This window comes from Clostridium yunnanense, from assembly GCF_016595795.1.
GTDB lineage: Bacteria > Bacillota > Clostridia > Clostridiales > Clostridiaceae > Clostridium_AR > Clostridium_AR yunnanense.
In genome coordinates this window covers 401,131-424,360 of sequence record NZ_JAENHN010000010.1, presented here as the reverse complement: position 1 = coordinate 424,360, position 23,230 = coordinate 401,131, and the positions used below count along the sequence as shown (strand labels likewise).

Sequence of the window (23,230 nt, the reverse complement as noted above, 5' to 3'; positions counted from 1 at the left end):
TTGTTAAAATTAATGTGTAACTATGACGCTATAGCTTTAAAATAGCTGCCACAGCTACACATTAATGGGGGTATCAGCATTTAAATACATATAGTCTTAACAAATTTACATAAGTCTCTAACTCATCTATTAGTTATACCTGTTCGACAATCACCATAAGATGTGATTATCGAACAAGCATAACTTAATTTTCTATATTAAACCCTTTATATATTCTGTACTATAATCCTTACTTAATTTTTTCTGTTTTAAGAGATTACTGTGCAGCTTATTTAATATTTCCATATCAAAACCTGCTTCTTTCCACTTGTCATAGCTTATACCAAAGCCTAATCGCTCCCAAAGCTCAGCATTCTTTTTTTCATGATCTCCAAATGGATCTAATAGAATTATAGGAGTGCAGGCATTTAAAGAATCAATAAGAGTTCCCCCGCCTGGCTTACTTATCATGGCTTTGCAGCTTTTTGCCAGGTCAAAAGATGGGTGATATTCATCCCTTGTGGCAAATTTAGGTTCTTTATCTTCTATGATTTCTGCAAAAGGAGGAAAAACAGCTTTCTTATGCTCCTCATCTCCCCAGGCTGTCCACTGTGGATCCATCATAAAATATCTATTATTAGATTTTTGACGGCTTGCCTCTTCTTTCTTATAGGCAATGACGTCTAAGAAAAATCCTTGTTCTTCTAGCTCAGGAATCTTATCTTTATAAGTTCCCATCCCCCATCCACCGCCGTGAATCATAAATCTATTTTCCCTTTCTTCAAAAGGAATAACTTCATCCTCTTCTATTCCAATTGTGTACTTTACTTCATTGCTATCATAATCAAACAGAAAAGTTTCAGCGTATATATCAGAATAATTTTGTATATATTTATTTAAAGACTTCCACGAAGGAGATGGCTTGCAGTCTATATAAACAATTTGAGCATTTATTTTTTCAAGCTTGAATCTCTTCTTATACTCTTCAAGCAGGAATATCCAATGCCCCGATAGAACTACAAAGTTTTCAATCTCAGACTCCTTCCAAGAGCTTAATAGCCTGTCCACTTTTTCTTCATCAATACTCTGCCTTATATCCCAAGGCATTCTCTGAGCTAAAAGTGCTGCCTTAAAATTATCATGGTAAGCTGTTTTATTTATCGCTATATTGTCTCTTTTCTCTTTAACAACATAATCTTCAAATACCACAACTTCTGATTCTATATCTTTTTTAGTGAAATTATTGTTAATTAAAAGCCCTGGAACATAAAAACCTAACCCGAATCCAGAACATAATATAACCACTTTACTGTTCATTATTACACCTTCTCATTTTGAAAATTTGATTTCTCAATTAGAACTACTTATCCCTATTTCCTTTAATGCGTTTATGAGACTGTTTCCTAGTTCTTCAACTATATCAATATCTTTATAGAACATAGCAAAATAGAATCTGCCTTTATAATTATTTATGGTTTTGTTTATGTCTAGTAAACTATTTATAAATATAGTATTGCTACTCAAAGGCATTATACCTTTGTCAAAGGAAGGTTTAAAAAGTATATTATTTCTTGAGAGTGAACTTAGAACATCTGAATAATCTATATCGTTATTGAAGGAGATATTTAGGAAAGTAAAACCACAATTCAGTCCAAAGCTATGAGCATACTTATCAAGCTCATGTTTGATAAGGCTCATGGATTTTCTTGCGTTTATCTCTACTACTGGGCATAGAGATTGATCTTTTAAAACCATGGAATCTACACAGACATCCCCATAGTACCCATCTTCATAAAGCTTTTTAGCTGTTTTCTCCATTATTTCAAAATAGGATTGTTTCTTGATAAACTCCATAAATTCTTTATCAGGAGTATAGGATCCAAGGTAGGCTAGCCCTGTATTTCTTACTTCCTGTACAGATATTATTTCAAAGCTTCCGTCCTTATGGATTTTGAACTGACAGGAAAAATCTTTAGCTTTTTCTAGCAAAGGTTCAACTATAAACTCTACCTTTTTTCCTTTCTTCTCTTGCATCTCTACATAAGATACTATTCTCTTAAGTATGCTTTCGTTTGAAATGATTAGATTACCTTTTCCAGACACACCAAAAGAATCTTTTATTATTATGCTACCTACATCGAGGTACTTCATTCCTTCTTCATACATTTCTTTTGAGGAATAAACCAATTTAATTTTATCGTTTGTCCCTAGTTCAAGGTTAAGCTTAGATGAATATATTTTAGAATTTACTTTTTTTACAGCTTCTATTGTTGGATAATCAAACTGCCTATGATATAAATCGCTTAGTTTATAAGCTTCTGGCAGTACTGCAAAGGTTTCTAGATTTGCTTTTTCAGATAAAAGTTCATTTATTTCAGAATTGTCATTGGTTATTAATAGTTCACATATATTTTTATTTTTCTCTTCTTTAGATTTGTCTTCAGCAAGGCTTGTACAATTGTGTTTAAACTGAAAACCTAATTCTTTTAAATATTCAATATTATTATCATCAATCTTATATCTTGTAATAAGTGCATCATCTTTATCACAAAGAATAAAAAGTAGTTCATCCATAGCCTTTACTATATTTTCAGATTGTTTATCTGGTATATCAGGTAGCTTGGCTAAATCTTCTTCTCTCCAATACTTTTCAGCATTAAATTCTCCATAATAGATGCTTTTACTCATATATTGCACCTTTTTGCATCTCTATATATTCTCCAAAAGTATCTATTGATCTTAGACAATCCATATCGAATTCATCAAAGTCTATTTGTATATCAAATTCATCTTCTATTTTTAAAATAATATTTATAAGTTGAAGAGAATCTATACCTAAATCGTTTAACAGATCAGTAGAATTAAGTATTTTCTCCTCTAAGGACTCATCTTCTTTTACTTCACATATTATTTTTACAATCTTCTCATTCATAAGTTTCTTCCTCCAATTTTTATAAACATTTTTTCTTTTAAATTGTTATTATAATATTAATATATCACACCACTTTCTTTTGTCAATAACTCCAAACATTACCTATGCTGACAAATTATCCAGTTTATAAATTAAAATAAGATCTAGATGAAAGAGTTCTTTTTGCCACGCTTCATTTTGATTAACTTTTAAGGTTATATTTTAAATTTTTGTGAATTTTATTCACAGAAATCTAAAGGTAATAAATATTTAGAGATAGCACTTAATATATAAATAAAAGACACTCAATTAAATGAGTGTCTACAATTTTATTTAGTTATATAGATAATCCAGTTCCATTTAATAAAACTAAGTGATACTTCTGTTAACTAATAATTGTAATAGGATTATGAAATATAGATTCTATTTGGAACTGGTTTATCTATAAATGCTTAATAAATATCTCAAGCTCTTTCTCTGTTAAAAACACCTGTCCAATCTGTCCATGCCTACTATCCAGTCTTTTATCAGTATGAAAATCTGAGCCAGCGGTATAGAACCAGCCTTTTTTTTCAGCTATAGCTTTAAAGTTCTTGGTGTCCTCAATAGTATTCTTAGAATATATAGCTTCTATTCCGTCAAAGTCCAGCTTTAATATATCTTCTCTAATTTCCTTTTTAACTTTTACAGGATGAGCTAGTACTACACAGCCGCCAAAATGTCTCAAAATATCTATACCTGTTTTGGTATCTATTCGATTTTTTATTCCATCTCTTGTTATTTCTATCTCAGATCCTATAAGTGATTTGAGTTCTTCTATCTCATGGTTTCTAATATGTTTTAATACCTTTTGGAATGTTATATCTTTATATTTATCATTCATAAAATAACTTAAAACATGTACTTTTTTTCCTTTGTACCTTGTTGATAATTCTAATCCAGCTATAACCTTAATTCCTAGAATTTCACCAAGCCTTTTTGCTTCATCAACACTGTCAGTTGAATTATGATCTGTAATCGCAATTATGTCCAAGCCTTTTTCTTTTGCCATAACTATGATTTCAGAAGGGGTGCTATCACCATCTGAGGCAACACTATGCATGTGAAAATCACCTTTTGTATACATTTCTCTCTTCCTTGTAAATTAATCCTTATATATAATATCCAAATACTAACTATTAGTTACCAATTAAGACTTATTATCATTTTATTAATTGTAGGTTACTCTTAGTGCATTCTGGTTCAGCTAATATACACATATTTTTACATTGTTATCCAGCATATACCTTTTAAAAATATAGACGTATAAAATGGAAATCAAAGACTTTGACATACTAGAAATATTCCTATATATTGATATGTATATAACTTATTGATAATCATTATCGTTTAATCCAAGGAGGATTTATGAAAAACTATGCCGGTAAGCTTACATCAATTGCAGTAACCGTTGCACTACTTATTGTAGGGGGTGGTTTTATATATACACTTTCTTACATGTTCGGAGGAGCTCAAGCATTTAAAGTTATATTAATGTCACTATATTTTAGTATTCTTTTATATCTTTTAATTGTGAGATCTCCTGAAATAGGCACCTTAAGCATGTTATCAGTTGTACTTGGTGTACTTTTATCTGTATTTAGTCCCATAATGACCTTAGCTATAGTATCAACCGGAGTACTTTCTGACATTTGCAGCTATTTGTTATTTAAAGGATATGGTACTGGAAAGAAATTAATTGTAAGTGTTGCCTTTTATCCCTTATTCTCTGTAGTTACTTCTTTATTTTTAATGTCCAAGCTTACCTCAAAGCTAGCCATGGATAGCCTATGGATAATTTATATATTAGGTGGCCTTGGCGCTTTCATTCTTGGAATAGTTGGTGGATATTTAGGCAGTTACTTGGATAAGAAATATATCCATGTGAAGGACTTGAAGAAGGTTACTTAAAGATATAACAAAATCGCTGAAGTGACTTTCTTCAGCGATTTTTTACGAGTCAGTGTTTCCGAATGCATATGAGGAAAATTTGGTATGCTGAACACTCTCTCTTTTTTATTCTTCACTATATTTATTATAGACAAGAACAAACTCACCGAGTATTAAAAAAGTTTTAGATTTAAAGAAATTTATTATTGATTTTCAGCAAAATAGTTTAGTACATCATCATATAGTCCACTTTGATTGCTATATGTTGCATAATTTTTAGCTGTACTCAACCACTCTATAGTTATCTCTGTTGAATTGTCCCCTATTATAACTTTTATTTGTATCTAAATAATACTTTAATTTTATTTTTAATATTTAATTTATATGGTCAATTCTTACTTAATCAAAATTAGTTAAATTTGTTATAAATATTATATTTACATTTTATTATTTTTTCAACTTTGGAACCAACTTTATTACAGCAATTAATACTACAAAGAAAAGTACCGTACTACCTCCCATTATATATAGGTTATCTAGATAAGCACCTATAATCCCTAAATAAATTGGCGCTATAATAATAAATAAAAATAATGATCCTAAATAATGTTTTTGAAATACCAAAATCATAATAAGTAGAATAGTAATTAAACCACATACACTCATTGCCATTAACTGTGCATTGCCTCCAAGATAGCTCGCTAAAAATTTGCTAAGAACTAAACCTAAAAATACTGCAATAATACCTACACCCTTAATTGATTGTTTATCTCTCAATACTATTTCCTCCTAACTGTTGAAACTAATGAACTTAGAACTATCTGTTTCAAAGTTGTTGATATCTAAGCTGATTTGCTACAATTATTTCATCATTAGTTTTACATTCATTCTAGTATTTTCTACAGTTAAACATATATTCAATATTTTTTTATTAGTTTTTACCATGATTAATCACTGGATATATTTCTCACTTAATCTTATTATCACCTTCAACCAAAAGAAAAGCCAACAGGTATTATTAATCCCAATTGACTTTTCATCTAGTTACTTCTCACTACAGAATTTAAATTATGCAGTGAGTATATTTATCCTTTTGCAGTTAGTCAAACTTTTACTTTAATCCCCTAGTGTAACTATTGTTTTATTATTTTTAATTGCTGCCCTACACATTTCTATTAATCCGCCTGCAAAATAAATTATATCTTCAATTTTTACTCTTCGAATACTTGATTCTACTATTTTATTTGCCTTATTTGTAATCAAAATGCAAGCATCAATTAGAATTGGCAACTCATCTAGTTCAAATACTTTATCGTCGTATGGGTCTATTTTTAATAATATACTGATATCTTCACCAAAATATTCTCTATTCTCATAAAGAAATTCGTTTATTTCATCTTCCAAATCTATTGATTCAACATTATTTGATGCTTCTTCTATTGTATTTGCAATTACAAAACTTATACTCATATTTCTCCTCCATAGAATTTATTTTGGGAAAACAGTTACTATCTTTCCTACCTCATCAATTACCGCTTTCATGGTATATACCCCTCTTCCCTTATTGTTATATCCAATTATATTGTCAAATGTGTGTTCAACTATATAACCGCTTCTTCCATTGGTATTTGGCCTAATTAATGATTTTGCACTTTTTAAGGCAACATCTATACCCTTTTTCACATCAAAATTAGAAGCAAATTTACTTTTACTCAAATATTGGGTAGATGTCGCACCATGCCTCGCAATAATATGATCATTATATTGAGACTCTTTTAATATATAATTTTCTGCTTTTGAAGCAACTTCCTTTAACTTACTCGTGGCCTCTTCAATTCGTGGTGAGGCTTCTTCAATTTCAGTTCCGACTGCTACTACTCCTGCAGCTAATTCAGCTCCAACATCACTAGCTAATTCTGCAGCAACTACAACTACCTCTGGCGCCAGAACTACTACAGCTATTATTGCTACAACAACGGCAGCTCCAATAGCCCATTTTGCCCATGTTGGCATATGCCCTAATGGATCTGACATGTTGACTGGATTATTTAAACAGTACGCAAACATATTATGTGATATTAATGTTCCTACTTTTCCGACCTCTGCATCCGCATTAATAAACCTGCCCCAATCAGGGTTATAGTACCTACTTTGTAAATAGTACAATCCAGTCTCGGTATCATACCTATACCCTCTATATCTATAAGGATTTTTAACTCCTACACTATCCTTGAGGCTTCCATCAATAGATATAAGCTTTCCCCAAGTATCATAGGTATATGATACAACCTGAGTTCCATTCTCATCTACTAGTCCTATTATATCACCTTGAGCATTTCTTATGTAGAAATATTCACTTGTCTTATAACTTATCTTACTGGCAAAATCCCCTGAAACAGCAGAACCGTTCATATATGCTGTATTGCTATTGGTGCTTCCTTCAAATTTATAAACTCCCACACTCTCAGTTGGATTGTTAAGTACCCATAGATAATCTCCAGTGCTCTGAGTTGAAAAAGTAATTTCTAGCCATTGATTATCAATGTAGTTCACAAATTGCTTACTTGCTATTGGCGTCGATGCAATAGTGGTATTATAATCTGTGTTCCACTTATACAAACTTAGTGTTAGATTTCCTATACTATTACTCCAGCTTGGGCAGTTTACACTCACTTTATTAAAAGATTGTGTAGAATTAAATTTCTCTGCTGCACTGTTTGTACCTGTTAACTGAACAGGTGAGTGTGTACCTACTTCATCATGAAGATTTTGCTCTCCACCATAACTTATTGTACTGGCATAATCACCAGACACAACAGCACCGTTAAAATACGCAGTACTTTCGTTATTACTACCTTCATACTTATACACACTATTTTTAAAACTCTCACGGCTTCTAGTGAGAGAATTTAAAAATAATAAATTTCATTACGAAGTGGTTCATCTATATAGAGTTCCTAGCTCAACTATCAATTTATACATGCCTGAAAATCCCCAGAAGCCGGGATTTTCAAACAAGTATAAATTAAGTTTCGACACAGGAACTCTTTAGTTATATTTATTTACCATATGATTTAGTCGCAGCGCAATCTCCTCACGAATACTTTCAGGTTCTATCACCTCAAGCACTGTACCAAAAGATAATAGATAATTATAAATCCATTCTCCATTAGGCATAGAAACCTTCACAGTATAAGAACCGTCCTCATGTTTAGTTATATTTTCCTCGTCAAAATCATCATATACACGGTACGCACCCTCTTTTGATATTTTTAAGACCAGATTAATCCTTTCCTTATCTACTTCAGCTACCGAGTTGGTTATATAGTCTTTTGAAACTTGATGCACGCACTGTTCTTCAGTTATGTGAATATTAGTGATACGATTTATCTTAAAAGTTCTTAATGCCTCTTTTTCTAAACAATATCCTTGCATATACCAATCTTTATGTTTAAAGAGCAGCTTGAAAGGCTCTATCTTACGGTTGCTTTTCTCACCATTTGCATTAAAATAGGAAAAAGTAATTATCAGCTGCTCAAGTATTGCATCTTTAAGTAGCCTGAAAGCCTCGTTTTGATTTTTTTCACTTCCCCAGTCTGAAAAATCAACTTCAATCCAGCTTACATTACTTTTCTTAAAAATACCGCTCAATTTTGATAATACCTCATCAAGCTCAGGGTATTGAAGCGCAGATAAACTTTGTAAAGCTAACAAGATTTTGTCTTGCTCTCTTTCAGAAAACAGAGACTTATCAAGCACAAACTTATCTATAAGTGAGATTCCTCCCCCCTTGCCTTGACTTGCGTATATAGGAATTCCAGCTTGACACAAAGCATCAATATCTCTATATATAGTTCTCACAGACACTTCAAACTTTTCAGCTAATTCACCTGCTGTTATAGACCTCTTCTCCAGCAGTATATATATAATTTGAAACAACCTACTGATCTGCATAAAATCACCCCCAGTAAAATTATAAAGCACATAACTTGACATCAATATGTCATATTATGTGCTTTATCTATTAGTCTATGTAAAAATATTATTGAAATTAAGTGGTTATGCAGGAGATGCTATATAAGCGAGTTATTAGAATTAATACATCATACCCATACCCACTTAATTTCAGCACAGTACTTTAACATAGCTATTTATTAAATTATTAGTTAAATTTCTTCATAAGCATCATCTGGAAAAATAATTTCACCTTTATTTCTTGCGATGGTCTGTACTTCGGCAACTATCAAGCTATGATCTAACATTTTATAGCAGCTTTCTAAATCATTATTTTTAATTATCCTAGCAAATTCAATAAACTCATTGACCATTCTGTGTTCATAGTTATTTTCGTTTATTTTTGAACTAGATCCGTCATTCATTAATACTTCAAACCTCTCACAAACATTAGCTGGAGTATCTTGATATATGCATCCCTTATCACCTTGAATATTATTTGCAATAGGTGCTTTACAGTCTTTTGCTCCAACACAAACACATTTAAACTTTCCGTAGTCTAATATCAAAATGCCTGAGGTATCTATTCCTCGTTCAATGTTTGGATAGTACTCAATGCCTTCTGGTTTTCCAAATAACCCTACTGCATAATGGATATTATATATATTTAAATCCATTAAGGCTCCACCAGAAAACTGTGGGTTAAAAGCAGGTAATATCTTTCCTTCTTTAAAACTATCATACCTACTAGAATATTGAGAATAGTTACATTGAACAATCTTAATTTCACCTAAGGTTGGCAGTAACTCTTTAATCTTTTTATAATTAGGAAGATATTGATTAGTAATAGCTTCAAAGATAAATAATTGCTTTTGTCTAGCTAGCTTACTTAAAACCAATGCCTGCTTATAGGTTGATGTAAATGGTTTTTCAACGATAATATTCTTATTTGCTTCTAATGCTCTTTTAGCAAATTCAAAATGTAGATTATTAGGTAATGCAATATAGATTGCATCTAGATCCACATTTAATAATTCATCATAGTCGTAGAAAAGCTCCTGTATACCATATTGATCTTTCAATTGATTCATAGTCTCTCTACTTCTTTCAGTTCCACATATAGCTACAAACTCTATGTCCTTTAAATTTGAACTTGTTGACAATAAGTCTTTTACTATCATTCCTGATCCAACAATACCTAATCTCATATTACTTCCTCCTCATCTTACGAAAAACAAATCAAATTTATTTAATAATATTAATTCTTCGAAATAACTTTCACTCCATCTTCTGTTGCCATCATTAACTTAGTGACTTCTCTGATAAATAGTGAAGTTCCAACTACACCTACAATATCATTTAAGTCATCATTTAACTTTTTAAAATCTTCTACTACATTGAACTTTATATCTAATATAAAGTTGTTATCATCTGTTACTAAGTACCCATCCTTATTATTACTAGTTCTAACTATAGGCTCGCCACCTAAGTTTCTAACCATTTTACTTACATAAGCTAAGGAATCCTTAACCACTTCTAAGGAAATCGGATATATTACACTTAATTGTTTTTTATACTTTTGTTCATCTATAAGTAGAATATAATCCTTTGCCATTGAGGCAATTAGTTTTTCCTTTGTGAAAACACCTCCACCACCTTTGGAAGCATAAAAGTTTTCATCGACTTCTCCACAACCATCAAAGGCAACATCTACTTCTTCTACAAAACATATTGGAAGTACTTCGATGCCATTTTTGATGCAACTATTTTTTGTATTATCAGATGGTGTCACTACCCTAACTTTAAGATTATTTTTCTCTATAGTTTTACTTAATAGCTCAATTAAGCAACTGATATTTCTTCCTGCTCCGAGTCCAATTACACTACCATCTTTTATATATTCCAATGCTTTCTCAGCACATAATTTTCTTAACTCTTCTTCGTTCATAGTCTTCACCTTAAATCCTTTACTCCAGTTTCTAATATCTCCATTTGTAATAAAGTCTGTTCATCAGTAATAGTTTTAGCTTTTCCATTTATAACTGCTTCATACAAATCATCATATACTCTACCATAATCACCATTTACTGATTTTACTTTTTCCTCGTGTATATCACCCTTGTCATCAGCATATGTAAGTACACCATAATGGTTAAAGGTATCTACACCAAAATCCTCATTTTCAGGCATATAAAACATTTTTAAATGTTCTTCCTGGCGATCCTTTGTTTGTTTTACAAAGCAACCTTTTTTCCCATACACAACAAAGCTTGGTCTTTCCTTCACTCTAAAGAAACTGGATTTCACCGATACCTTTAATGCTCCATAATATAAGTCCAAATCAAAATAGTCATTCATCCTGCCTGAACCAAGTAATTGTCTTACATCATAATGAATATCATCTGGTTTGCCAAAATAACTAATAACTTGATCCAAAGTATGACAACCATGACCGTATAGATATGATGCGGAAGGCTTAAATTCATTAACAGCTTCAGGTACCTCTGGTCTATAATAATCAAAATGCATTTCTAATTCTAATAATTCGCCTAGTTTTCCTTCTTCTATAACCTTTTGAACAGTTAAAAAGTCACTATCAAATCGTCTGTTTTGATAAGCCTGCACAAGCAATCCTTTTTCTTTTGCCAAAGCAAAGATTTCTTTAGCTTCTTCTGATGTTTCCATAAATGGTTTTTCAACCAAACAATGCTTGTTATGTTCTAATACCATTTTTGCATAGTCATAATGGCTATTATGCATTGTACAGATTACAATCATTTGTATCTCTTCGTCATTCAACAATTCATCTAAATTAGAAGTATAGTTAACTCCCTCAATTCTGTCCCACTTTTCATTTTTAGGATTTCTTTGATAGATTGTTTTTACCTTTATATTTTCTCTTTGCAAAACAAATGGAAGATGATATCTGTTAGTACTCTTACCATTTCCAATATAACCAATTGTAAGCATAATGGCCTCCTTAATATAATCTTTACTCTATATATTTCTTAAACTGAACTTTTTCATATTAATATTCTTATGGACGAAATACTTTATAAGAAGTTTTATATTTTCATATTTAAGTGGTACATCTCTCTATAGCTTTATTATAATAACTATACTAACCCTTTTACAAACTAAAGTATTTCACCTAAAATGGTGAAATACTTTAACCGCGCCTATTGTCATAACTGTTAACATATTCTGCTATCATATCTATATCATTTTGCTCTATCTCAGGTTTTATTCTAATGAAAGGAATACTCGTAATATCAGCTATGGTCGAAGTTGTTATTATTAGATCCACACTTTTTAGATTTTCCTCATCTTCATACATAAAATCTTGATAACCGTAGAATCCACAAATCTGTACTCTTTCTCCAAAGATATTTTGAATTTTATCCTTAATAAGATTTAATATGGATTCATCATAATCGCAAACAATTATTGTATTTAGTTTATACTTCCACATACCACACATAGATACTAAATGAAGAGTTATATATGATAAGTCAGTAAGAGTTACATCTAAGTTCAACTTTTTCTTAATAATTGGTGCTATTTCATTAGCCAGCTTATATTCTGCCTTATGAGTTTTAGCAAGCTTTTCGTTTATTTTATTTGATATGCAGTGTTTGTATTTTAAGCGATTTATCATTGGTGCAACATATAAAATCAGCTTATATTTATTATCTAGATTATTGCTTAAGTCTATCTTGAATTTTTCATATAAAACTAGCAAGTAGTCATCTACAATTGGAACAGCAACTTCTATTTCACTATCCTTAAATTTCGTTCCATTAAGAAATTGTTTTGACATAAAATATTCCTGCAAATTAAGCCATTCTGCCTTTGATAATTTTACTGCTAGCTGTTCTTCCACTTTTTCTCCTATTGCAGATACTACTTCCATTAACTCATAGCTTATTTCATCAAGCTCATTTAACTTGAATCCTAATCTATTCCGCTTAATTGCAACCAATATTTCATAACAGAAAAGTTGATAGCTATGCCCAGATAGATAATAATTATGTTTTCTGCTTTCAGAGCTTACTATGTAGTAAATATCTTTCACTGCTGTGACAGCATCATTTTCTTCAAACAAATAACTCCAATACTTTGACACAGTACTTACATTAATCCTTTTTGCTAAGACACAACTTATAATATTTCTTTTTTCTTTTTCTGTTGCATTAAGTGTAATTCCTTCACTTAAGGAATAGCTTATCCCTAATTTTAAATTTCGCTTTAGCCACTTATTCACAAACTTAATGTCATTATTTACAGTAGCTTCAGACACACTTAAGGCTTCTACTAGTTCTTCAATAGTGATAATCTTTTTAATAGTCAATTTTAGTAGTATGTACATTTGTCTGTCTATAGGCAAGCTTGGGGTTTCAATTATGTATTCATAATCCAAAACCTTTCTAATAATATTATTTTTCTTCACAATATCTTTATTAGCTTTACTAAGGGAGTACCCCTTTTTTATACTAGCTTCAACTTTTACATCATATTCTTTCAGTAAATCATTGATTTCTTTAATATCTTTTCTTATTGTGCGAATGGTAACATTACAAAGTCTAGCTAATTCGTTTCCGGTTATGTATTCATCTGTATTTAAAATTATATTTAAAACATCTCGATGTCTTCGATTCAAATCTTTTGTCACCTGCCTCATATATAAATAAGCTTTTCTAATTTCAATATTAACATTATATATATTTATTAAAAATAAAACTAATTATTTTAGTATTATATAAAGAATTATTTATAGATGAACCACTTCATAATTGAATTTATATTTCCAAATTCTCCTCTCAGAACCCAGAAGAGTTTTGAAAATAGATTTCTTATTTAAGTAGTTCATCTTTATATATGCCAATATAATTAACGACTGGAATAATACATATAAAAAATGCATTATTCCAGTCGTCATAAAGTTTTGATCTTATTTACTTTTTAAGTTTACGAAATATTATATTACTCTTGCTACTTCACTTGCCTCAGCTACTGCATTAAGTGCTCTTCTAGCACGAACAGCATCTCCAACTGCGTGATATCGTATTCCATTTTCTTCACAATACTTGCTTATGGCGTCAAAGTTTCTTGACCTTGCTCCTATTGCCACAACAATAGAATCACATGGTATACTTTCTGTATTTCCGTCTTTATCAATAATAACTTCTTTTTCTTTTATCTCTATACATTTTGCATTAGTTAATGTTTTTACCCCTCCAACATATAGGTTTTCCATAACAGAAACTTTACGTAATTCACCTAAATCTTTTGCAACTTGATCAAGCATTTCTACAACTGTAATATCTTCTACTTTTCCATGAATGTATTCTGCAACTTCTAGTCCTACAAGTCCTCCACCTATAACTACTATCTTACCAGAGACAACTGACTTTCCTGAAAGTACATCATGAGAGTTTGTTACATTAGGTTGGTTTGCCCCAGGAATATTTAAGCTCATTGGTGATGACCCTATAGCTATAATAACTTCATCTGGCTTTATTTCTTCGATTAACTCTATTGTAACTGGTGTATTAAGTCTTACTTCAACACCTTCATTTACTACTTGCTTTCCTCTAGATATTGCCGCTTCTCTCATTTCCTCTTTTCTTGGAGCAGCACCTGCCAACGCAAATTGTCCTCCAAGAGCATCTGAAGCTTCACACACTATAGGATTATGACCTCTTTTCTTTAAAACCATCGCAGCTTCTAGACCAGCAATTCCACCACCAGCTATTAAAACCTTCTTTGGAGAATCAGTCTTTACCATTGTGTATTCAGCTTCTCTACCTAAAGCAGGATTTCTCATACAAGTTATAAATGGCATTTCTGTAGAAACGAAACCATCATAGCAACCTTGATTACAGCCAACACACTTAATAATTGTATCAACTTTTCCTTCCTTAGCCTTGTTGCAGAATTCTGGATCTGCAAGCTGAGCACGTCCAATTACCACCATATCAGCTTTATCACTTTCAAGAATTCCTTCAGCTTGAGATGGATCATTTATTCTTCCCACTGCAACAGTTATAAGGCCTGTCTCTTTTCTTATCCTAGCAGCATTTTCTACATTAAAGCCTCTTGGTAGATCAACTGGTGGAACTTCGTATTTTATTGCTGCACTTGAGAAATTTCCACGGGATACGTCTATAACATCAACACCAGCTTCTTTAGCCATCTTGCAGAACTCTATAATATCTTCTATAGTAAGTCCACCTTCTAAATAATCATCTTGAGCAACAACACGCATAAATAGAGGCATATCTTCAGGTATATTGCTACGAATAGCTTTTATACATTCAATTGAAAATCTTGCACGGTTCTCAAGTGAACCACCGTATTCATCTTCTCTTCTGTTAAAGAAAGGACTTAAGAAGGAATGTGGAACATAGTTGTGACCTGCATGAAATTCTATAGTATCAAAGCCTGCCTCAACAGCACGCTTAGCTGCATCTCCAAAAGCTTTCACTGCCTCATTAATTGTTTCAAGACTTGCACCTGGTATAGTATACTCTGTACCTGGTACAGGCATTGGGCTAGGGATAATAATCATAGCAGTTGGATCACTACCAACAGCAAGTCCACCAAGCCAAAGTTGAACACCAGCTTTACCACCAGCTATATGTATTGCATCTGTTAATTTCTTCAAGCCTGGAGTATACTCATCTCCAGCTATAGATAAAAACTTCTTAGGCGCCGCAGGAGCATATACTGAGCAAACCTCGGAAAAATTAAGTCCGCATCCACCTACTACTCTTGCTACATGGTAATCAATAATCTGTTGTGTTACAAATTTATCTTCTGTTGCCATCTTCGTTCCCATTGCCGGAAACATAACCCTATTCTTTAACTCTAACCCTCTAATTTTTATTGGACTAAATAGTTTGTCAAACGCCATTTAAATTTCCTCCTTAATATTCCACCTATATTGTTCTAACCATCTCAAATATATGTTTTATCACTACAAAACCATTATAGATTACCCAATAATTTAAAGCAATATGTTTAATACACTTTGTTTTAATTTTATAATATTCAGACTTTTATATTTATTTTCTTAACTATCTATAAAAAAAAGACCACTTTTTTCAAGCAGTCTTTAACTTCATTCTTCAAGCAAAACTTAAAGCCTTTATTATATTTTTTATGTACTCTATTCTCTCTTCTTTTGTATCTGCTATCCCTTTTGTAAACTCCATAATATCATTATTCTCAAGAGGATGAATTATTGAAGCCATGAATATAGACATTTTATGCTTTGAACTTATCTTATTATTTTCGGTAAGCTTACATAATATCTTTTCAAGCTTCCCATGCATCTCATTTGTTGAATTTACAATGTTTAGTGAAAGTTCATCATTTTCAATTTGGCTTAATGCATCTCTTATAATTACGGTTACACCTGGAAATCTTAATATGTATTCCATTATTTCATTAGCAGCCAAAATCAACTTTTCTTCATCATTATATTCATCGTTATCTATTATAGATAAAATAGTAAGTGTATTAGTTAGAAAAAATTGCTTAACCTGTCTCAGCATTTCTTCCTTGCTTCTGAAATAATAATTAATTGCACTTACATTTACATTTGCTTCCTTTGCAATAGCTCGAACAGACACATCAAGGGTTCTGTTTTGGCCTATTAAATACAACGCTTTATCTAAAATCTTATCTTCAACACTCTTAAACTCTCTCATATATAATATAACTCCTCTTTGCAACGCAATTGATGTATCACTTCAAAATAGAATTAATATTCTTCAGATTAAAGTGCTACATCTTTATTATGCTATATTATAAACTATAGATAAACCAGTTCCAAGTGAAATATATATTTCATAATGCTATTACATTAATAGTTAATAGAAGTATCTCTTAAAATAATACTCCAAAGGCAATTCTACAAACTTAACACTTGTTCACATTTGTTCATCATGGCTTAAATACTGTGTGCTAAGTAGAAAGTTTTTTATCAGTACATACAAATAATAAAACAGGATGTCCATCTAAAAATCAATTCTAGATATGCATCCTGCTTAAATTTAAATTCTTTTTACTTCGTCATCAGCTTCTTCTTGCTCTAATCTAGCTCTTTCTTCTGCATCAATCCAAGCCTCGCCTTTAGCTTCACAAGCCGACTTTTGCCTTTCTTTAATCTCACTTTGCACTCTTGGCATTTCCTTTTCCAAATTAAAGAATATCAATATTAGAATAAGTATTATATGTGCCACAACTTCTACTCCAACGAAGGAGAACGTAAACACATTTTTTATTGAATCAGGCTGTGTAAAGCCTTGTGTTACTCCAGTTACTGCATTGTATACTGGAGCTATGTATTTTCCTGATTTTCCAAGCATTAAGTTAAATAAGCTTGCACTTAAGCCAGAAGAAATAGTCATAATAAATATCATAATACTTGAAGAAATGCCATCACATCTTATATTGCTCTTCCACTCAATATGATCAAGTACGTCTGCGAATAGTGCTACGAACACGAAACCACATGGAACAATACCTAAATTTTTTATAAACTGCCCTGTTAATACTAAAATCATATTCGTTGGAAACATCCAACATATTACTCCACCAACAACTGAAAGAACAAATCCTGCTAGAGTAACATTTCGATTGCCAAATCTTTTAACAAGCGGTAATATAGCAAGCATTCCTACTCCCATTGGAAAGCCACCTACAACCGATATCATAGTTTGAGTTATTCCATCGTTATATGACCCAAGTACATAATTACAATAATAAATAAGACTTGTATTTTTAAGTATAGCCCCAAAGTTAAATATAAGTTGATATGCTGCAAGCAATAACCAATACTTGTTTGTCATTACTGCTTTAATCTGTTGCTTAACAGATAATTTTTGTTCAGAAACTACAGACATACTTTCTTCTGTAATACGTTCTCTGGTAAAGTAATACTCAATAAAAATTAATGGTAATGCAATTATTGATACAATAGACATTAACATTATCCATTTACCTTTATCAGCACCAATCATAGGCATTACTATCATTGGAAATATTAAGGCTACTATTATTCCTGTAATTACAGTGTTTGCAATATTACTTATTACAGATAAAGTTCCACGTTGAGAGGTATTTCTTGTTGAAAGCGGCACCATAAGATTATGACCAGCAATATACATTACTGATGCCATTCCAAAATATAAATTAAAGGAAATAACTATCCATACTAGTTGTACAGTTATGCTTGCTTTAGGAATTGTAAACATCAATATTCCAGACAGGGTTATAAACGGAGCTGATATCAATATCCATGGTCTAGCTTTTCCCTGTTTTGATCTAGTTCTATCTAATATAATTCCCATTATCAAATTCATAACTCCATCAAATAATCTAGATGCTAGTGGGAATATGGTCAAAAATATCACACCATATTTAAAAACCTTAGGATCAGTCAATTTAAGTACATCAGTATAATAAATATTAATGTATCCCATTATTAAAGCATTGAGCAGTGCAAACCCAGCTGGCCCAACAAGATAACCAAACCATTTTTCTGCTCCAGTTACATCAATAGACTTGATTTTACTATCAAAAATTTTTGCTTCCATTAATTGCTTTCTATACGATTCTGTTTTCATAAGTTCCCCCATTTGATAACCTTTGCTTTTAATACGCTATGAATACTAGACACTTTTAATTTTTAATTATCCTTAAAGTCTACTACTGCTGTAGATATCCATATAAGTACTTTTCAATATAAGGGGTCCACCACTCCAAATATCCAGCCTTTAAAGGATGTACATTATCTAGCATATATAATTTTCTAGTTTTCTCATTAATATTATTTAACTCGTTATCGTTCCACATATCAATAACACCTATATTCCACTTTTTCTGAAGTTCCAATAGGCGAGTTACCATAGCCTCATACTCTTTACTTTCATACTTTGTTTCAGTATAAAATATAACTTTACAATTCCAGTTTTGCTTTGCATAACAAATAATATATTCCATAGCTCCAGTTATAGTAGAAGTATCAAAATCCTTAAGATTCATTGAAGTGTTAATCTTTCCCAATGGTTGCTTTTGACTTGCGTCATTTGTTGATAATTGGCACACAAAAGCATCAACTTTTGCCTTTGTATCAAGCTTATTTTTCATTCTCTGTATGTAGGAATCTTTTCCTTTATCTACAAGTGTAGTACCTGAAACTGCCTCCTTTGTTACACTAACAGAATCCTTTTTTTCAATATAATCTACAAAGGATACATCTCTTGACCCCTTACCAAGAGTAACAGATGAACCTAAAAATATGATATTTTTATTTGCTATAGGACTGTTATCTAATTTTTGTACATTTTCCAGTGAATACTTTGCTGAATTTCCTTCTCTAAACCATCCCAAATACTTATTAACATTATAAACCGCTGACGAAATCACTATTATTAAAGCAATAACTAATATAATAATTCCTTTTTTCTTTTTTAATTTCAATCTAAACACCTTCTCTCTTAATTTTTTACGAACCTATATTGATAACCTTTTCTTTATTATTGTAAAAACTTTTCTAATTATTTTATTGTATTATTTTTTGTTTTTGGTAGCTTATGGCGTAGTTGAAAAATTAAAAAGATATGTTAATACAACATATTTAGTTGTTTAACATATCTTTATTTGATTATTAGAAAACTGAAACATCTTCTTCTATTCAAATACAAGTGCACTCTTTCAAGGTCTAGCAACATTCTCTAAAATTCTAATACAATTCATAATAATTTTTTTTGCATATATTCTTTGGAATGTACCATACGCAATATCATATCTGTAGGTTTCTACAGACATGATTAACCCTATATAGAGCTCATACATTGTTATTCTTACAAAATCCTCTTTTGTAAGCTTTTTATCTATTCCTGCAGTTTTAGTATAACTTTCCCAAAATACTGGTTCTTCCTGAATATCCTTTAGTATCATAATTGCAGTTGGAAAATCAGCATATGGGTCTCCCCAAAATGCTCTCTCGAAGTCCACTATCCCCTCTACATGATAATATCCATCCTTTTTTATTAAAAATACATTTCCAGCCCATAAATCATAGTCAACAAGTGATGGAACCTTTATACTACCAAGATAATGTTCATTACTTTTTAATGCTTTATTAATTCGATCATATGGCAATTTAACTTTGTGTTTTTTACCATCATTAAGTATCATCTGCACCATATGAAAAAAAGCATCTTTCCAATTATTGAACTGAAGTTTTTTATTTTCAGTAAAATACCCAAAATAATTGCCTTTTATCATATGAATCTGCGCAAAATAATCTCCTAACTCTTCTTTTATAATATTCAAATTCTCAATAGTAAGTTTCTTTCTAATACTTTTCATAGTTTCTCCATTTAGAGCTGACATAAAAAAGTAATCACTATCTATTTCAGATTTACTAAAATCATAAGATAAAACTTTTGGGGTTGGTACTTTGGTCTGTTCTTCTATAAGCTTATATACTTCAACTTCTGTCCTCATAAGATCTTTTTCGTAAGACAGAAGCTTAGCTTCTGGTGATGATGATACCTTTAGCACAACATCCTTATTATTGAATCCGATTAAATACGCTGAATTAAACATACCGCCTTCCAGCTCTTTAATCTCTCCTATTTCTATACCTTCACCAAAATTAAGCTTCACCAATTGCACTATTTTTTCCTTAGTTAAAGTACTTTTAGTCTTACTTTTCATTACATTTTCCTCCAACCAACTTAACACTAATATAAATTATTATTCGCCATTCATACCGATTGCCTGTGATTTTCCATCTAATATATCCAAGTTGTAATTGTAATTATTTTTGTATCAATTAATTAGATTCTATTTATTTTTCTTAGTTAACTTTTTAATACCTTTTATCATATGGCCATTAGCTGCCTCAACAAAGAATTCTGCAACATTTAAAGACATACTATCTGGACTGAATAGTGGCATTGATTTCATAGGATTATCCGAAGCGCTATCCATAAGCATCCTAAAACCAGGATTTGTGTAATCAACTTTTCCACCATTATTCTTAGCAATGATTTTTTCCATAGCCTTGTACATAATCTTACATATAAGGCTAGTCTCTTTCATTTCCTTAATAGAACTAGTCATATCGTAAGTACCCTTTACTTGAGGCACATAATCCTCATAGTTATGGTAGATAGTTACAAAATCCTTCTTACTCGGAATACCACTCAAAGAGTAATACCATGTACTACAATTTTTTCTAACAGGCTTTTCTCCCTCAAGTTCAATATGCTTTTCAAGACGTACATTCTTAATACTCGCACCAATTTGCAAAGCATAAATCCCTTCTTCTACTATCCAATCCTTCTTATCTTGGTCGTATACTGCAAAACTTCTTTTATCTAAGTTAAACCTAACTTGTTTGCTTTCGCCTTTTTCTAATTGTACCTTTGCAAAGCCTTTTAGTTCTTTTGATGGACGATATACACCACCAGTAGCTGCTGCAACATACAACTGTACGACTTCTGCACCATCAAACTCACCTACATTTTCAACGTTAGCCGTTACTTCAACATCATATAACCCTGATTTTTTAACTTGTAGGTTTGAATACTTAAATTCTGTATAAGATAATCCAAATCCAAATGGATATCGTACTGGAACTTTTGCAGTCTCAAAATATCTATATCCACAATACATACTTTCAAAATAAGCTCCTTGCTTTGGATTCTTATTAAAGTAAGTACTGCTTACTACATCTTCATATCTAAAAGGATAAGTTTCTGTAAGCTTCCCACTTGGATTCTCATTTCCAAATATAAGATCAGCAGCTGCCAAACCTCCTGCTTGACCAGATAATTGCATGTGTAATATAGCTTGAACTTTTTCTGCCCATGGCATCTCTATTGCAGAGCCTCCAACAATTATCACTATTATATTCTCATTTACCTCCGCAACTGCTTCAATTAGCTTAGCTTGGTTCTTTGGGATACCCATATGTTCTCTATCAAAACCTTCACTTTCATAAATATCCGTTAATCCAACACATAAAACTACCGTTTTTGAACTTTTCGCTATTTCCACTGCTTCCTTAATTAAATCTTCATTCTCTATATCCTTTAAACTATATCCTGATGCAAATTTAGAAGTTTCAGTGTACTCACTAATACCGTCAAGCAAATTACTTAACTTTGTTGGACTTACTAAAGAAGAGCCATTTCCTTGATATCTTGGAGTTTTTGCAAGTTCTCCTATAACAGTGATTTGAGATTTTTTTTCTAAAGGAAGAATTTTATTTTGATTCCTTAAGAGAACTCCTCCAGCTGCAGCTACTTTACGTGCAAGTTGGTGATTTTTATTATGTAAATCCTCTGTAATAGCATTCTTATTTCCCTTAGTTGTTCTGTCTATAAGAGTTAATAAATTATCTACAGCCTGATCAATATATCTTTCATCTAACAGCCCATTTTCTACTGCTTTTTTAACCTCTTTATCAAAACGTCCTTTGCTACCTGGCATCTCCAAATCTAACCCAGCTTTAAATGCTTCTATACGATCATTCATTGCCCCCCAGTCAGTTATCACAGCACCATCAAAGCCCCACTCTTCACGTAGAATATCCCATATTAGACGTTTATTATCACTACAGTAAGTTCCTTCAATCTTATTGTAAGCACACATAACTGAAGTAGGTTCCGATTCTTTTACTGCTATTTCAAAGGCAGGTAAATAGTATTCCATTAACGCTCTCTCATCCACTAATACATCCGTGCTCATTCTCTTTAGTTCTTGATTATTCAACGCAAAATGCTTAAGTGAGGTTCCTACTCCATTGCTTTGTACACCTTTTATCCAAGCACTTCCAATCTTTCCCGACAAAAAAGGATCTTCACTGAAATACTCGAAATTACGGCCACATAAAGGATTCCTTTTCATATTTACCCCTGGCCCTAATACTATATTTATATCTTCTTTTACAGCTTCTTTTCCAATTGCATCTCCCATTTCACGAATAAGCTCAACATCCCAAGTTGCAGCAACTGCACTTGCTGTAGGAAAACATGTTGTAGCAATACTTGCATTAAGACCTAGATGATCACTTTCTCCAACTTGTTTTCTAAGTCCATGAGGACCATCTGCCAAAAATAGAGATTTGATACCGTATTCCGGAAATTCCTGTGTCTCCCAAAATGATTTTCCTGAACAAAGAGCTATTTTTTCTTCTAAACTCATTTTTTCTATAATTTTTCTATGTTTCATAATCTCCCCCGAATTGATAGAATATAATTTAAAATTATAAAGGTTTACAAAAATTATTAATTGTATGATTTATAGTTTTTTGTACTTATCATCTTATAAATTAGGATTTGTTTAATATTATTGTTGAAACTAAAGCATTCCTTTGGAAATGCTAATAAAATTACCCCAAAAAGTGTCTTCATATCCAATCACTCTTGG

At 31.5% G+C, this 23,230-nt stretch carries 19 protein-coding genes; 1 reads left to right on the top strand and 18 read right to left on the bottom strand.

What is annotated here, in order from left to right; all coding sequences use genetic code 11:
* Positions 1-192: 192 nt before the first annotated feature.
* The 4 genes from JHL18_RS05010 to JHL18_RS04995 all read right to left on the bottom strand — a co-directional run bounded on the left by JHL18_RS05010 (position 193) and on the right by JHL18_RS04995 (position 4,016).
* Complete coding sequence (locus tag JHL18_RS05010) at positions 193-1,296, bottom strand: glycosyltransferase family protein (protein WP_200266734.1); 1,104 nt, start codon at positions 1,294-1,296, stop codon at positions 193-195.
* A 33-nt stretch (positions 1,297-1,329) separates the two neighbouring features.
* A complete protein-coding gene (locus tag JHL18_RS05005; protein WP_200266732.1) occupies positions 1,330-2,667 on the bottom strand; it encodes a hypothetical protein in 1,338 nt (445 codons plus the stop codon).
* Positions 2,660-2,911: an acyl carrier protein gene (locus tag JHL18_RS05000; RefSeq protein ID WP_200266730.1), complete on the bottom strand. Its 252-nt coding sequence runs from the start codon at positions 2,909-2,911 to the stop codon at positions 2,660-2,662. The genes JHL18_RS05005 and JHL18_RS05000 overlap by 8 nt, the downstream gene beginning before the upstream one ends.
* A 421-nt stretch (positions 2,912-3,332) precedes the next feature.
* Positions 3,333-4,016, bottom strand: a complete 684-nt coding sequence (locus JHL18_RS04995) for a PHP domain-containing protein (protein ID WP_200266728.1) — start codon at positions 4,014-4,016, stop codon at positions 3,333-3,335.
* A 281-nt stretch (positions 4,017-4,297) separates the two neighbouring features.
* Between JHL18_RS04995 and JHL18_RS04990 the strand changes: the two genes are divergently transcribed.
* Entirely contained in the window at positions 4,298-4,840 is a 543-nt protein-coding gene (locus JHL18_RS04990; protein ID WP_200266726.1) for a hypothetical protein, read from the top strand.
* A 426-nt stretch (positions 4,841-5,266) separates the two neighbouring features.
* On the opposite strand, the gene JHL18_RS04985 is transcribed toward JHL18_RS04990, so the two are convergent.
* The 14 genes from JHL18_RS04985 to JHL18_RS04920 form a co-directional block, all read right to left on the bottom strand.
* Positions 5,267-5,596, bottom strand: a complete 330-nt coding sequence (locus JHL18_RS04985; RefSeq protein WP_200266724.1) for a hypothetical protein — start codon at positions 5,594-5,596, stop codon at positions 5,267-5,269.
* Between the two features lie 339 nt (positions 5,597-5,935).
* Entirely contained in the window at positions 5,936-6,289 is a 354-nt protein-coding gene (locus tag JHL18_RS04980; protein ID WP_200266722.1) for a hypothetical protein, read from the bottom strand.
* A gap of 18 nt (positions 6,290-6,307) precedes the next feature.
* On the bottom strand, positions 6,308-7,690 hold the full coding sequence (locus JHL18_RS26440; RefSeq protein WP_338025446.1) for an RHS repeat-associated core domain-containing protein: 1,383 nt from the start codon (positions 7,688-7,690) through the stop codon (positions 6,308-6,310).
* A 177-nt stretch (positions 7,691-7,867) separates the two neighbouring features.
* Entirely contained in the window at positions 7,868-8,773 is a 906-nt protein-coding gene (locus JHL18_RS04970; RefSeq protein ID WP_200266720.1) for a helix-turn-helix transcriptional regulator, read from the bottom strand.
* A gap of 212 nt (positions 8,774-8,985) precedes the next feature.
* Positions 8,986-9,981 carry a Gfo/Idh/MocA family protein gene (locus tag JHL18_RS04965; RefSeq protein WP_200266718.1) on the bottom strand — a complete coding sequence of 332 codons (996 nt, stop codon included), beginning with the start codon at positions 9,979-9,981 and terminating at the stop codon, positions 8,986-8,988.
* A 50-nt stretch (positions 9,982-10,031) separates the two neighbouring features.
* A complete protein-coding gene (rpiA, locus tag JHL18_RS04960; RefSeq protein WP_200266716.1) occupies positions 10,032-10,721 on the bottom strand; it encodes a ribose 5-phosphate isomerase A in 690 nt (229 codons plus the stop codon).
* Between the two features lie 5 nt (positions 10,722-10,726).
* The gene (locus JHL18_RS04955; RefSeq protein WP_200266714.1) at positions 10,727-11,743 is read right to left on the bottom strand and encodes an oxidoreductase; all 1,017 of its coding nucleotides are present in this window, start codon (positions 11,741-11,743) and stop codon (positions 10,727-10,729) included.
* A gap of 199 nt (positions 11,744-11,942) precedes the next feature.
* Positions 11,943-13,433 (bottom strand): BglG family transcription antiterminator, encoded by a 1,491-nt coding sequence (locus JHL18_RS04950; protein WP_200266712.1) that lies wholly within the window; start codon positions 13,431-13,433, stop codon positions 11,943-11,945.
* Between the two features lie 318 nt (positions 13,434-13,751).
* Complete coding sequence (baiCD, locus tag JHL18_RS04945; RefSeq protein ID WP_200266710.1) at positions 13,752-15,689, bottom strand: bile acid Fe-S flavoenzyme BaiCD; 1,938 nt, start codon at positions 15,687-15,689, stop codon at positions 13,752-13,754.
* A gap of 214 nt (positions 15,690-15,903) precedes the next feature.
* Entirely contained in the window at positions 15,904-16,488 is a 585-nt protein-coding gene (locus JHL18_RS04940; RefSeq protein WP_200266708.1) for a TetR/AcrR family transcriptional regulator, read from the bottom strand.
* Positions 16,489-16,833: 345 nt separating this feature from the next.
* The gene (locus JHL18_RS04935) at positions 16,834-18,408 is read right to left on the bottom strand and encodes an MFS transporter (RefSeq protein ID WP_200266706.1); all 1,575 of its coding nucleotides are present in this window, start codon (positions 18,406-18,408) and stop codon (positions 16,834-16,836) included.
* 82 nt (positions 18,409-18,490) lie between these two features.
* Positions 18,491-19,264, bottom strand: a complete 774-nt coding sequence (locus tag JHL18_RS04930; protein ID WP_207752960.1) for an SGNH/GDSL hydrolase family protein — start codon at positions 19,262-19,264, stop codon at positions 18,491-18,493.
* Between the two features lie 234 nt (positions 19,265-19,498).
* A complete protein-coding gene (locus JHL18_RS04925) occupies positions 19,499-20,509 on the bottom strand; it encodes a phosphotransferase family protein (RefSeq protein ID WP_200266702.1) in 1,011 nt (336 codons plus the stop codon).
* A gap of 129 nt (positions 20,510-20,638) precedes the next feature.
* Positions 20,639-23,032, bottom strand: a complete 2,394-nt coding sequence (locus JHL18_RS04920; protein WP_200266700.1) for a glycoside hydrolase family 3 C-terminal domain-containing protein — start codon at positions 23,030-23,032, stop codon at positions 20,639-20,641.
* Positions 23,033-23,230 lie beyond the last annotated feature (198 nt).